The organism is Ornithinibacillus jepli, from assembly GCF_047228935.1.
GTDB lineage: Bacteria > Bacillota > Bacilli > Bacillales > Amphibacillaceae > Ornithinibacillus.
In genome coordinates, this window is record NZ_JBFEGG010000001.1 from 33,836 (window position 1) to 48,692 (window position 14,857).

The 14,857-nt window shown below is 35.9% G+C and carries 11 protein-coding genes; 10 read left to right on the forward strand and 1 reads right to left on the reverse strand.

Translation table 11 applies throughout. The features are described from left to right. The first annotated feature begins 242 nt into the window (after positions 1-242). Positions 243-1,214 (forward strand): iron-hydroxamate ABC transporter substrate-binding protein, encoded by a 972-nt coding sequence (locus AB1K81_RS00185; protein ID WP_412974632.1) that lies wholly within the window; start codon positions 243-245, stop codon positions 1,212-1,214. A gap of 77 nt (positions 1,215-1,291) precedes the next feature. On the opposite strand, the gene AB1K81_RS00190 is transcribed toward AB1K81_RS00185, so the two are convergent. Further along, positions 1,292-2,218 (reverse strand): DUF4349 domain-containing protein, encoded by a 927-nt coding sequence (locus AB1K81_RS00190; protein WP_412974633.1) that lies wholly within the window; start codon positions 2,216-2,218, stop codon positions 1,292-1,294. 201 nt (positions 2,219-2,419) lie between these two features. On the opposite strand from AB1K81_RS00190, the gene AB1K81_RS00195 reads away from it, so the two are divergent. The 9 genes from AB1K81_RS00195 (at position 2,420) to AB1K81_RS00235 (ending at position 14,581) form a co-directional block, all read left to right on the forward strand. Beyond that, the gene (locus AB1K81_RS00195) at positions 2,420-5,614 is read left to right on the forward strand and encodes an SNF2 helicase associated domain-containing protein (RefSeq protein ID WP_412974634.1); all 3,195 of its coding nucleotides are present in this window, start codon (positions 2,420-2,422) and stop codon (positions 5,612-5,614) included. A gap of 118 nt (positions 5,615-5,732) precedes the next feature. Continuing rightward, positions 5,733-6,254, forward strand: a complete 522-nt coding sequence (locus AB1K81_RS00200; RefSeq protein ID WP_412974635.1) for a DinB family protein — start codon at positions 5,733-5,735, stop codon at positions 6,252-6,254. A gap of 164 nt (positions 6,255-6,418) precedes the next feature. Beyond that, the gene (locus AB1K81_RS00205; RefSeq protein ID WP_412974636.1) at positions 6,419-7,123 is read left to right on the forward strand and encodes a response regulator transcription factor; all 705 of its coding nucleotides are present in this window, start codon (positions 6,419-6,421) and stop codon (positions 7,121-7,123) included. Continuing rightward, entirely contained in the window at positions 7,120-8,121 is a 1,002-nt protein-coding gene (locus AB1K81_RS00210) for a sensor histidine kinase (protein WP_412974637.1), read from the forward strand. The genes AB1K81_RS00205 and AB1K81_RS00210 overlap by 4 nt, the downstream gene beginning before the upstream one ends. An 85-nt stretch (positions 8,122-8,206) precedes the next feature. Next, positions 8,207-8,971: an ABC transporter ATP-binding protein gene (locus AB1K81_RS00215; protein WP_412974638.1), complete on the forward strand. Its 765-nt coding sequence runs from the start codon at positions 8,207-8,209 to the stop codon at positions 8,969-8,971. After that, complete coding sequence (locus tag AB1K81_RS00220) at positions 8,946-10,817, forward strand: ABC transporter permease (RefSeq protein ID WP_412974639.1); 1,872 nt, start codon at positions 8,946-8,948, stop codon at positions 10,815-10,817. Before AB1K81_RS00215 ends, AB1K81_RS00220 begins: the two co-directional genes overlap by 26 nt. A gap of 198 nt (positions 10,818-11,015) precedes the next feature. Further along, positions 11,016-11,765 (forward strand): DeoR/GlpR family DNA-binding transcription regulator, encoded by a 750-nt coding sequence (locus tag AB1K81_RS00225; protein ID WP_412974640.1) that lies wholly within the window; start codon positions 11,016-11,018, stop codon positions 11,763-11,765. Continuing rightward, on the forward strand, positions 11,762-12,673 hold the full coding sequence (gene pfkB / locus AB1K81_RS00230; protein ID WP_412974641.1) for a 1-phosphofructokinase: 912 nt from the start codon (positions 11,762-11,764) through the stop codon (positions 12,671-12,673). Before AB1K81_RS00225 ends, pfkB begins: the two co-directional genes overlap by 4 nt. Before the next feature lie 30 nt (positions 12,674-12,703). Next, the gene (locus AB1K81_RS00235; protein ID WP_412974642.1) at positions 12,704-14,581 is read left to right on the forward strand and encodes a PTS fructose transporter subunit IIABC; all 1,878 of its coding nucleotides are present in this window, start codon (positions 12,704-12,706) and stop codon (positions 14,579-14,581) included. Positions 14,582-14,857: the final 276 nt, after the last annotated feature.

Consider the following 14,857-nt stretch of genomic DNA (forward strand, 5'->3'; position numbering starts at 1 on the left):
TAGTCTAGATTTTGAAATATTAGTATGTATTTTTCCGGACGCATGTTTGGTCATAAATAAAGTTCTCCTGATAAGTTGATAAAAGTTATTTATCATAGGATTGAGAATCATTATCATTATAGTATAAAAAAATTCAAAGAGCAAAATATAATAGGATAGGTAAGAAAACGATTGCAAATGATAATGATAATTGTTATCATTTAGATGTGAAGTTATTATTTTAAGTTAAAGGGGATAGATCATTGAAAATTAATAGTAAGTTTTACATATTCTTAAGTCTAATAGTATTAGCATTACTATTAGTTGCATGTGGAAATAATGATGGAGAAGAACAGGGCGATGATTCGACTACTCAGAATGAAAATGATGGAACCGAAGTAGCAGACCGTACGTTGACAGATGCGATGGGGAACGAAGTAACGGTTCCTGCTGAGCCTAAACGTGTAATTGCTTCATACTTAGAAGATTATTTAGTAGCATTAGGAGTAACTCCTGTTGCCCAGTGGTCTGTTAGTAATGGAATTCAAGAGTATTTACAAGAATATCTTGAAGAGGTTCCAACAATCCCACATGACCTTCCATTAGAAGCAGTTGCTAGCTTTAAACCTGACTTACTTATTATGGATTCAGCTAGTATGGTTGAAGGAAATAAGTATGCACAATATAGTAAAATCGCACCTACCTATGTCATCGGATCAGCACAAAATAATGATTGGCGTGACGAATTTAAGGAAATAGGTAAAGTGTTTGGAGAAGAAGAGAAAGTTGAACAAGTACTAGCTGATTATGAGGAAAAAGCGGCAGATGCTAAGGAAAGAATTCAAACAGCTATCGGTGATGAATCGGTGGCAGCAATTTGGTTAGTGAGTAACACTTTCTACGTAGTGAGTGATTCCTTATCTAGTGGTGATGTTTTGTATAATGACTTAGGTCTTACAACACCAAACGTAGTGAAAGAGATTTCGGCTAGCACAGAAGCAAACTGGTCTGAGATTTCATTAGAGAAGCTTGCGGAATTGGATGCCGATCATATTTTCTTAGTCAATAGTGATAAGGGTAATGGATCAGAAATGTTAGAAGATCCAATTTGGCAAAACATCCCAGCAGTGAAAAATGGAAATATCTATGAATACGATGCCAACACTAGCTGGCTATACACAGGACCAATCGCAAACTCACAAATGATTGACCATATATTGTCAGATTTAGAGTAGGGTTTCTGTTTGCCAAACGGAATAGGGTCTGGGACTAACAAAAATTTTGTCCCAGACTTATTTTTGCTAATAGTAATTTACTCTTTTCTGTTAAACATTCTCTTTTTGAATATTAAATACGTTACCAAACCAATAATGCCTAGTAAAATAAGAATCGGCAAGTTTCCAATAAGGAAAATAAACAAACTAGAAAATAGATTAATCAACATGTTTACACTCTTTATAAACTGTTCCTTCGTTTTTTCCCAAGTATTTAAATCGTCATCATTTACTTGTGCAAGACTTACATTATTTTCATGTATTTCAATTGTAACTGTTGCTAGTTCTGCTCTATTATCTAAATAATTCATCCTTCCGAGGATTTCTTCAATTTCTTCCTGGACGATTGCTAGGTCATCTGAAATCTTTAATAAGTCTTCAGTCTTTTCTGCTTGTTCCATAAAAGAGAGAAGTCGTTCTTCCACTACTCGTTTTGATTTTAATCGAGAGGATAAATCAACATATTCTTCCGTAACGTCTTGGCCAGAAATGGAGCTTTCTAAAACTTTGCTACTACCATCTTCTACTAAGTTAATAAACTCTCGAAACTTATCCTGAGGAATTCGAACAGTAATAAAACCACTCGTGATTTTATCACCATCAAAACTCTCCGTATTGGATTCCACAATATAGCCACCGTAATCCGTTACTTTAGTTTCAATATCATTTATTGATTGTTGATAATTCTTCACTTCAATTGCTACATTAGCCGTATAGATAATTTTCCTGTCTACTGGACGATTCTCACTACTAGTTTGTTGACTTTCTTCCTTCTGTCCTTCTGTAGATGATCCTTCACTAGTATTAGCATTTTCTGGTGAATTTGAGAAATCAGCACTCTCTCCGTCTGCCCCAGCTGAGTCCTCAGCAACATAATCAGCTTCTTCACTATTTTGGGAATCATTGCTACAGGCTACTAGTACAATACAAATACTTAGTATAAGCCAGAATAACAACTTCTTCATTCTAACACCCCACTTTTATATATTTGAAAACTTCTCTTTCTATAATGAATAAGACGGTATGAATTTATCATATGTTACAAAAATGTTACATATTTCATGGGACTGCTGTACTGGTAAGTTTTATTTGTTCATGCTAAATTGATTAAGAAGGAATATTGAACGGTTTTAAATTATTTTTATCGAGGTAAGGAGTTACCCTAAATGGAGATTAAACTAAATCAAAAAGTCATCAAAGAACGTTGTGGGGCAGTCTCCTATAAAAAAGGGGACGCCTTTTATCGTAATGGAAAAGTAACGATTGAAGCGGTAACGTCTGAATCTATAGATGCGACAGTTCAAGGTGCAGAGGAGTTTTTTGTCCACCTTGAGAAAAACAAAAATGGCTTTACATCAACATGTAGTTGCCCGTCCCTTAGTTCATTTCAAAAGGATTGCCAACATGTCGCAGCAGTACTCATTGCTTATGTACAACAAAAGGAAAAGACTATTGATCTAAATTCGGTACGAGACACTAGTAAACTTTCTGATGAATTATTACATTTATTTGAATCCAATCCTTCTCCAAAAACGGGTAAACAAACCCATTTTGAGAATAGAAAAGTGGTCAGAGCAACTTTGCATTGCAAGGTGATACCTGGTGATGATGGAAATGATTTATTAGGGATTGGATTGGCTATTGAGGGTCAAGAGATATATGATATTCGCAAATTTTTCTTACAAATAAATGAAGGTAAGAAGTATTCTATATCAGATAAATTCACATACGACCCAAAAAAACATTGCTTTGACCAAGAAACAGATCAAGTTATCCAGCAATTAATATCCATTTTAAATGACGAAAGGATGTATCTTCGAGCCCTACCAACAAAGTGTAATAATAAGGAAGATAAAACGATTCTATCTATCCCTGCAACTTCTTGGAGTAGAATGGAACCATTATTGATTCGTGCTCCACACGTCACACTTCATTACAGTGGGCAAGACTATCCTCAATTTCACGTAACGGACGAACCCTTGCCATTAACATTTGAATTCAGGGGCAATAGCAAAGATGGCTATCAACTAGCAATTGAAGGCTTACGTAATATGGTGATTTTAAAAGAATATGACTCTTGTTTATTTGATGGAAAAATGGTGGTGGTTAAACGAGGGGAAGCGGAAAGGCTCTATGGCTTAAAGCAAATGCTAGCTGTGTCTAAATCGAATGCCATTCCAATACCACAACCCCAATTGAAGTATTATATGGAAAAGTTATTGCCCCAGTTGAGGAAAATGGGACAGGTTCACTTATCCGGAGAGATTACTGCTGAGATAGAAAAAACACCACTGAAGGCCAAGCTTTACTTAGATAGAGTTAAGAACCGCCTATTAGCAGGACTTGAATTTCATTATGAAAATGTTGTGATTAATCCCTTGGATGGTAGGCAGCCAAAAGTTGGCATGATGATTATTCGTGATATAGAGAAGGAAGATGCGATTCTAAAACTTATGAATGAAAGTAAGTTTATTCAAACAGAAAGCGGCTACTATATTCAAAACGAAGAGATAGAATACAACTTTTTACATCATCAGCTGCCAAAGTTGCACAAACTAGTTCAAGTGTATGCAACTACAGCAGTCCGATTGCGAATTTTACCTAAAACGACGATCCCCAAAATAAAAGTAAGGCATTATCGGGAAAGGACACATTGGCTTGAATTTACCTTTTCGATTGATGGTATTCCAGAAGAAGAGATTAAGGATGTTTTGACTGCATTAGAAGAAAAGCGGAAGTATTATCGTCTTAGAGATGGTAGGCTTTTTTCTTTAGAAACAAGAGAAATAGAAGAAATCCATAGGTTCATGAACCATGTACCACTGCAAATTGATGAATGGGAGCAGCAATTTAAAGTACCAATTGTAGAAGGACTAAGATTACTTAATACGATAGAGTCGAATGATACGGTATCTTTTGAAACATCTTTCCGGGAGTTTCTTTCGGCTATTCAACATCCTGAAACCTTACCTTATGAAGTGCCGAAACCGCTAGAAGATATTTTACGAAACTACCAAAAGCATGGATTTAAATGGATGAAGGCTCTTTCTAATTTTGGTTTTGGAGGAATTTTAGCGGATGATATGGGATTAGGAAAAACAATTCAAAGTATTGCTTTTATATTATCTGAGCTACCTCAAATTCGAGAAAAGGGGAAGCCAGCACTAATCGTTTGTCCTTCATCTGTTACGTATAACTGGCAAAGCGAAATATTGAAATTTACACCTGAGCTGCAAACGGTAGTAATAGACGGGAATAAGCGAGAACGACTAAAACTACAATCTGATCTTGATGATATTGATATTATTATCACGAGTTATCCATTATTACGAAGTGATAGTAGATGGTATGAATGCCAGGAGTTTCACGTTATCTTCTTTGATGAAGCACAAATGTTTAAAAACGCTTTAACACAAACTGCTAGGGTAGTAAAAAAACTCAATGCGCAAACTCGCTTTGCCTTAACTGGTACACCAATGGAAAACGCCTTAGAAGAACTTTGGTCTATCTTTCACGTTGTGTTCCCTGAATTATTTCTAGGTTTAAGGGAGTATAGTCAATTAACGAACAAGCAGATTGCCAGGAGAATTCGCCCTTTTATGTTACGAAGAATAAAGGAAGATGTTCTAGACGAACTCCCGGAAAAAACAGAAGTAGTTGACAGATCGGAATTATTACCAGAACAGAAGAAGCTTTATGCAAGTTATTTAGCAAAGCTTAAGCATAAAACGTTAAGGCACTTGGATAAGGAAACAATCCGAAAAAACCGAATAAGAATCTTAGCAGGCATAACCCGACTGAGGCAAATTTGCTGTCATCCAGCATTATTCGTTGATGGATATGAAGGTTCCTCAGCAAAGTTTGAGCAACTTATGAGTATTGTAGAAGAGGCTAAGTTTTCAGGGCGAAGGTTATTAATCTTTTCTCAATTTACAAAGATGCTAAGTTTTATTGGACAAGAATTAGTTGCTCAAGGTATATCTCATTTTTATTTAGATGGTCAAACACCATCGGAAGAAAGAGTGAAATTATGTAATAGATTTAATGATGGGGAACGGGACGTATTTCTTATTTCATTAAAAGCTGGTGGTACTGGTCTTAATTTAACTGGAGCAGATACGGTTATATTCTACGATAGTTGGTGGAATCCTGCCGTTGAAGAGCAAGCTGCTGATAGGGCACACCGAATCGGTCAGAAACAATCAGTACAAGTTATAAAGCTTGTAGCAAAGGGAACAGTTGAAGAGAAGATGAATGAATTACAAAATCGGAAGCGGCGTTTAATCGAGGAAGTTATTGATCCGCATGACGAACAATTACTGGCTTTGACAGAAGAAGATATTCAAGATTTATTGAGTTAGTTCTTTAATAATCTAATCTAACCTAACACCGAATAAGATTGGACTTATATCACAAAAAAATGTCTAAAGTAGAAACGAAGAGTGTATTATTAATCAATAGTATTAAGGGGGGAGTAACGTGAATTTTGATCTACAAGAAGGATTAGAGATATTGGAAAGAACACCGAAAACTTTGGAATATTTTTTAAGCGGCTTATCATCAAATTGGCTAAAGGTAAATGAAGGTGAAGGAACATGGAATTCATCAGAAGTGGTAGAACATTTAATCGAAGCGGAGAAAACAGATTGGATGCCAAGGATAGAGTCTATTCTCATTCCTGAAAGAGAAAATCATTTTCCGCCTTTTGATCGGTTTGCCCATTTGAGAAAACGGGAAAGACCTATGTCAACGAAGCTAGAGGAGTTTAGCGCGCTGAGAGAAGAGAATATCAAGACGCTTTATAGTCTGATTCAATCAGAGGAAGATTTTAATAAAACAGGTATTCACCCGGAATTCGGTGAAGTGACATTGAGACAATTAATCTCAACATGGGTTGTACATGATTTAACTCATATCGCACAAATTGTTCGAGTTTTGGCAAAGCGATATCAAGAAGATGTAGGTCCTTGGATAGCTTATTTAGGGATATTAAAGAAATAGTTACTAGTTCATCATAGAAATGAAAGTATCATAAGGGTTTAACTAGAAATGATCAAGTCAGAAAAAATCCAAATGAAAATAGAGCTAAGAGAAACTTTTCATTCTCTTAGCTTTTTGTTGTCCATATCATTCTATGACATAATAATAGTCAAGGAGTGAAGAAGATGCAAAAAATAATGATCGTAGAAGATGAACCTAAGTTAGCCAATCATCTTAAAAGTCATATTGAAAAATATGGTTATGATGTACGGATAGTGAATGATTTTGAACATGTAATGGATAACTTTAGAGAGATGAAACCAGAACTTGTTCTGTTGGATATAAATTTACCTAGCTTTGATGGCTATTATTGGTGTAGGCAAATAAGAACGGAATCAGTATGTCCAGTAATCTTTATCTCTGCTCGAATTGGGGAAATGGACCAAGTCATGGCATTGGAAAACGGCGGCGATGATTATATTACCAAGCCATTTAGTCCAGAAATTGTGATGGCAAAGATTAGGAGTCAACTGAGACGTGCCTACGGAGAATATGCAACAAAAGTGGAGGAAAGGGTATTGGAAACTGATGGATTAAAACTTTATCCAGAGAGACTAGAACTCTCCTTTGAAAGGAAAACGGTATCCCTCTCAAAAAAGGAATCGGATATTATCGAGAGTTTAATGGAACGATATCCTCGTGTGACTGGTCGAGAAGATTTACTAGAAAAACTATGGGACGAACAAACGTATGTTGATGAAAATACGCTCAATGTAAATATCACCCGAGTAAGGAAAAAACTGCAAGAAGTTGGTCTGAAAGATGTTGTGGAGACGGTAAGAGGTACAGGTTACCGATTAAATGTTTCCTGGAAGGAGATTAAAGAATGAAACTATTTTTCAAGGAGCATTTCCTTCTGGTTGTTGTACAGTGCATTCAATTGTTGGTTATTCTTTCGCTTTTTTGGCTTGATGGTTATCAAAATCTCAAGCTTTTTTTCTATGCAGCCTTTCTTGTATTTTTCCTATTAACCTGTTACTTGATTATCCATTATCGATATCGACACAAACTATATGCCAGACTTACAACTCCACTAGAGTCACTAGATAATAGCTTTCAAAAGCTAGATGAATCACCTATATCGGTTGCCCTACATCAATTGTTAAGTCAACAGTACAAACTATTTTTAAGTCAGCTAGAAGTGATGGAAAAACAACAAACTGAGCATCGAAGGTATATGGATAGATGGGTGCACCAAATGAAAACACCATTATCCGTAATTGAACTTACAGCACAGAATATAGATGAACCGGAATCATCGAGTATTCGCGAAGAGACAGAACGAATTAAAACAGGATTAAACACGGTTCTTTATATGGCTAGATTAAAAACTATAGAACAAGATTTTCATATAAAACCAGTTGTCCTATCCAACCTCATCGATGAAGTCAACGGGGAGAATAAGCGATTCTATATTCGTAACCAAGTATACCCAAAACTTAATCTAGAAAAGGAAGGTATAACGGTAGAGACAGATGAAAAGTGGCTCTTCTTTATCCTCACACAGCTTCTTCATAATGCGGTGAAGTATTCTGCTGAAAAAAGTAATCAAATTATCATTTCGATATATGAAAGAGGGAAAGAGGCAATACTAGAAGTAAAAGATTTTGGAATAGGTATTCCAGAAGCGGATAGAAAACGAATCTATGATCCCTTTTTTACCGGTGAAAATGGCCGGAAATATCGAGAATCGACTGGAATGGGATTGTATCTAACTAAAGAGACACTAGACCATCTTGGACATCAACTAGAAGTGGAATCGAAAGTAGGGGAAGGGACTAGCTTTCGCATCATTTTCTCCGAAACACAAAACCTTACAACGATGTAAGAAAAGTGAAAGAAGAATCGATAGTTCTGACTACTTAAGCACGGTATACTTTTCTACAGATTAGTAGTTGAAAGGAGAACTGATGATGTTAGAAGTGAAACAAGTAAGTAAAATATATGAAGGTAATATTGCTTATAAAGCATTAGAGAATATTAATCTTTCTATTGAAGATGGGGAATTTGTAGGAATAATGGGGCCATCTGGTAGTGGTAAAACTACTTTGCTTAATATGATTGCAACCATTGATGAACCTACAACAGGTGAAATATTAATTAATGGAAAAAATCCACATCGTTTAAAAAAAGAAGCATTAGCAATATTCCGCAGAAGAGAGCTAGGGTTTGTTTTTCAAGATTTTAACCTACTTCACACCTTAACCGTGGAAGAAAATATTGTTCTTCCTTTAACTCTAGATGGCAAGAAGGTAAAAGAGATGAAGGAGAGGGCAAATGTAATTGCAGAGAAATTAGGAATTTCCTCGATTATGAAGAAACGCACATACGAAATTTCTGGTGGACAAGCACAGCGAGTGGCTGTCGCAAGGGCAATGATTCATGTTCCTAAAATGTTGCTGGCAGATGAGCCAACAGGAAATCTTGATTCGAAGTCTTCAAAGGATGTTATGGAGATGCTGGAATCAATCAATAAAAACGAGCGCACCACTATGATGTTAGTCACCCATGATCCTCAAGCAGCAAGCTACTGCAATCGAGTGATTTTTATACGTGATGGGAAGTTTTATTCAGAGATTCATCGTGGAGATAACCGTCAAACATTCTTCCAAAAAATAATTGATACACTTTCACTACTAGGAGGGGATGGCAATGACCTTTCGCAAATTCGCATTTAATAATGTGATACGGAACAAGCGATTATATGCTGCATACTTTCTTAGTAGTATGTTTACGGTGATGGTATTTTTCACGTTTGCTATCTTTGCCTTCCATCCAACGTTAAGTGGAGATGAATTACATTCCAGTGTAAGGAATGGGATGAACATTTCAGCAGGCATAATTTATGTCTTTTCCTTTTTCTTTATTATGTATTCGATGAGTTCCTTTTTAAATACACGTAAGAGAGAGTTTGGGCTCTTGATGATGCAGGGGATGTCTGTAAGACAAATTCGATTAATGGTGTTTCTTGAGAACATGCTGATTGGATTTATTGCAACAATAGGCGGTATTCTTTTTGGATTATTGTTTGCAAAAGGGATCTTATTGTTAGCTGAAAATGTTCTTTTAATGGATGAACCATTAAATTTCTATTTTCCATTTCAGGCGATTATGATAACATTTGGATCATTTATATTATTATTCTTTGTTATTTCATTATTTGTTTCCTATGTTCTTCGTACACGAAAGCTTGTAGATTTAATAAAAGGGAATAAGAAGTCAAAGGGTGAGCCAAAGGCAAATATCTTTCTTGTGATTTTAGCTGTCCTTTTACTCGGAGTAGGGTACTCCGTAGCTTTAGTTGCAAAAGGGGTAAGCGTAATAGCCGTAATGTTACCGGTTATCATAGTTGTAATTATTGGTACTTACTTTTTATTTACGCAGTTAAGTGTCTATATTATTCGTAAGTTCAAAAAGAAGGATACAGTCTTTTGGCGTAAAACGAATATGATTTTATTATCTGACCTTTCCTTTCGAATGAAGGATAACGCAAGGACCTTTTTTATGGTAGCAATTGTATCTACTGTTGCTTTTAGTGCAGTAGGGACTTTGTTTGGATTTCAATATTTTCTTGAAGCTGGAATAAAAAACGCCAATCCTAATACGTTTACTTATAATGGATATATGGTGGAAGACGAAGAATTAGCAAAGGATATCTCACTTGTTCATAAAACTATTAAAGAGGAAAATATAAAAGCTAAGTATGAGCAAACTATACTTCGATACTATGAGGTTGGGAATGATACGATTCTTATTACGAAAAGTGAGGATTATAACCGTTTTGCTAGCTTGATAGGGGAAGATACGATTCATGTGGACTCCGGAGAATTGAAAATTGTTGAATTTGAAGGAAATGCCTTTGGACAAACTGAAGAATTAACAGAACAGACTATTCATTTAACTTCTGGGGAAACTTTAAGTCCAAATGAAGTAATCTATTCTAGGGCGTTACCTGCAACTGATTCATACTTTATAGTTTCAGATACGGATTTTGAGAAATTACCTGCCCCTCAAAGAGAGGAAAGCTATTATGCTTGGCAGGTGTTTAATGGAGAGGAACATGTTTTAGAAGTCTCTAAAAAACTATATGATAAGCTAATACCTTATACATTCTTTTCACCTGAATATGAATTAGTTGAATTAAAGAAAAATTATGGTCTTGTATTGTTTGTAGGTTTGTTTATTGGGGTTGTCTTTTTTGTCTCAGCAGGTAGCTTCCTTTACTTCCGTCTTTATGCAGATCTGGATGAAGATAAACAGAAATTTGGTGCTATTGCCAAAATCGGATTGACCGAAAAAGAATTAAAAAAGGTACTAACGAGACAAACTGCAATTTTATTTTTTGCACCCATTATAGTTGCATTAATACATGGTGCAGTTGCGCTAACAGCACTATCACATTTCATCTCACATGAACTATTTACTGTTTCTATATTAGTTCTAGGAACATTTCTACTAATACAAATATTATATTTTTATATTGTTCGCTATTTATATACAAAACAGGTTAAAAAAGTTATTTAGGAAAAGCAGGGAGACATAAATCCCTGCTTTTTTCTCTTGTCTGAGTTACAGAAAGAAATTTCCACAAGTAAGGATTCAAGTAAGGATTACTGAAAAATAACTTAATAAAAACCGATTGTTGACAGTTAGAATTTTTTGAGAGGTATTGATTGTTTTTGAATGTTTTTGGTGGTAGAATACCATTTTAGGAGGTGTGCGATGTTAACTGATGAACGATATTCTATCATTTTGAAACTGTTAAATGAATCTGGTATTGTAAAAACCCAAGATTTAATAACAGAATTAAATTGCTCGGAATCAACTATTAGAAGGGACTTAGACCATCTCGAACAAGCAGGATTTTTAAAGCGCATTCATGGTGGGGCAAAAAGAATTTATCGATTAGATGAAGAATTAACCACTAAAGAAAAATCGCTCAAAAACATTCAAGAAAAAACAACAATTGGTAAGTTTTCTGCATCGCTATTACAGGAAAACGACGTTATCTTTCTCGATGCGGGTACTACAACACTATCAATTATAGATTTCATCAAGGTAGGGAACATTACAGTTGTAACCAATGGAATCGAGCATGCCTCTCTACTTGCTGATTATGGAATCGATACCATTTTGTTAGGTGGGAAAATTAAGTTCTCTACGAAAGCAATTGTGGGTTCCACTAGCCTAAGTGAACTTTCGAATTATCAATTTGATAAAGCTTTTATTGGGATTAACGGAATAGATTTAGAGTTCGGCTGTACAACGCCAGATCCAGAGGAAGCTGCTATTAAAAAGTTAGTACTCAAGCAATCTTCCAATAACTACGTTGTTGCAGATAAGACGAAATGGAATAAAGTTAATTTTGTTAAAGTTTGTGAACTAGAAGATGTAACCATTATTACCGATGAAAGCGATATTGATTTAACATCATTCAAAGAAAAAACAACTATTTTGGAGGCTACATCATGATATACACGATAACCCTTAATCCTTCTATTGATTATGTAGTTAATATTCCACAAGTAACCCTAGGAAAGTTAAATAAAATGGAAAGTGATTTAAAATTACCTGGGGGAAAAGGTATTAACGTATCAAGAATTTTACATGAAATAGGAAAAGATACAGTCGCTTTAGGTTTTTTGGGTGGATTTACAGGGGACTTCATTTCCGATTGGTTGAAGAAAGATGGAGTTCAATCAGATTTTATTCGAATCCAAGAAGATACGAGAATCAATATTAAATTAAAGTCTGATGTAGAAACAGAAATTAATGGTCGTGGGCCAACTATATCTGAAGAAGAATCAAAAGAATTGATGGATAAGCTAAATCAATTATCCAAAGATGACACAGTAATTCTTTCTGGAAGTAAGCCACCAAGTTTGCCGGAAGACTATTATTTAAATCTTATTGAACTTATATCGAGGCAAGGTGCTTCATTTATTATTGATACAACTGGACGAGAGCTATTAGCTGCTCTATCAAATAATCCACTCCTAGTAAAGCCAAATAAAGAAGAGTTGGCAGAACTATTTCAGGTAAGTATAAGTACGGAAGAAGATGTTCTTCTATATGGAAAAAAACTACTTGAGCTCGGTGCAGAGCATGTAATTGTATCCATGGCTGGTGAAGGAGCACTATTATTTACAAAGAACGGGATTTATAAAGGTATTAATCCGAAAGGCACCGTAAAAAACTCAGTTGGTGCAGGGGATTCCATGATTGCTGGGTTTACGGGTGAATATATGGATTCAAAAGATCCAATGAAAGCTTTTAAAATGGGAATCGCTTCTGGTAGTGCGACTGCATTTTCTGATGATTTGGCTAAACAAGAGGATATTCTATCACTCATGAACCAGATTGAAATTAAACCGCTATAGAATGACATAACGATATAAAGGATGATTATGATGAAGATAACCGATTTACTTAGAAAAGACATCATGATACTGGATTTACAGGCAACGGAAAAAGAAGCAGTAATCGATGAAATGATTGCTAGCCTAAATGAAAGTGGAATATTAACTGATACTGCTGAGTTTAAGGATGCAATTTTAAAACGGGAGGCACAAACCTCTACCGGATTAGGTGATGGAATTGCGATGCCTCATGCGAAGAATAAAGCAGTAAAAGAGCCGACTGTACTTTTTGCAAAGAGCCAAAAAGGGGTAGACTATGAATCACTTGATGGACAACCAGCATATCTATTTTTCATGATTGCTGTTCCTGAAGGAGGAAACAATACCCATTTAGAAACATTAGCAGCACTGTCTAGAAAATTAATTGATACAGAATTTGTGGCACAGTTAAAAGACGCTTCCACTGCTGATGAGGTTCACAAGTTGTTTGTAGAGGAACAAGAAGAAGATAGTGCAGAAGATCGTTCCAGTTCCAACCAAGTGAATGATAGAAAACCATTCGTAGTAGCCATTACTGCGTGTCCAACCGGGATTGCCCATACATTCATGGCTGAAGATGCGTTAAAGAAAAAGGCAAAAGAGATGAATGTGGATATTCGTGTAGAGACACAAGGATCTGAAGGGGCAAAAAATACGTTAACGGAAGATGAAATTCGTCGTGCAGATGCTGTAATTATTGCAGCAAGTAAGAAAGTAGACTTAGATCGTTTTAACGGAAAGCGTGTGTTACAACGTCCTGTAGCAGATGGTATTAAGAAATCAGAGGAATTAATTACAAAAGCAGTGAATCAAGATGCTCCAATTTACCATTCAGACGGTAGCGAGCAAAAAGCGGATGACATGGAAGATAAGCCTAATTCCATTTGGGGTAGAATTTATAAGGATTTAATGAACGGAATTTCACATATGCTACCGTTTGTTGTTGGTGGTGGGATATTACTTGCTCTTTCCTTCCTGTTCGAAAGTTTCTTAGGTAGTGATAGCACAACATTTACATTTTTAAATGATATCGGTAGCAATGCATTTAGTTTCTTAATTCCTATTTTCGCAGGATTTATTGCGTTAAGTATTGCTGACCGCCCAGGGTTAATGCCAGGTATGGTCGGAGGATTAATTGCAGTAAATAGTAATGCAGGATTTTTAGGTGGACTAGTTGCTGGTTTCCTAGCTGGTTATGTCATTCTTTTCTTAAGAAAAGTTTTACGTGGTTTACCTAAAACATTAGAAGGAATAAAACCGATTTTACTATATCCCGTACTAGGACTATTTGTAACTGGAATTTTAATGTACTTCGTCTTTGGTCCTATATTTGCAACGATTAATACAGCTATGGTTGATTTTCTACAAGGTTTAGGTACAGCGAATGCTGCCATCCTTGGAATTGTACTTGGTGGAATGATGGCCGTGGATATGGGTGGACCTTTTAACAAAGCAGCATATGCATTTTCTATTGGAATATTCACTGATACAGGTGACGGTAGTTTAATGGCTGCAGTTATGGCTGGTGGTATGGTACCGCCACTTGCAATTGCGCTTGCAAGTACATTCTTTAAAAACAAATTTTCTGAAGAAGAAAGAAAATCAGGAGTTACGAATTATGTTATGGGGCTTTCCTTTATCACAGAAGGTGCTATTCCGTTTGCAGCAGCTGACCCATTACGAGTGATTGGATCATCTATTGTCGGAGCAGCGATTGCGGGTGGATTAACACAGTTCTTTAATACAGCAATTCCAGCACCACATGGTGGAATCTTCGTTATTCCACTTGCTGAGAATGCGTTATTCTTCTTGTTGTCTCTAGTTATTGGATCTGTAGTGTCGGCATTATTATTAGGATTCTGGAGAAAGCCAGTTGGAGAAAAGGAATAAATATGGAAGATGAAAGGTCTAGGTAATCCTAGGCTTTTTTCTTGTAGTGATGTTGAATAATATAGTGGCTTCTTGTTCAATCTATAACTGCAAATAAACTTTGATATCCCAACGGTAAGGGAGGGAATGGCATGGTCAAAGATTCATATGCTCCAAAGAAAAAGCGAAATGATAATAGTCACAAGGTACCTGATGAGCAGAAGCGAGGAAAAGGTAAATCGAATGCTCGTAATACGGAGAGCTAGAGGTATATTCATAAAGATGATTACAGAACCG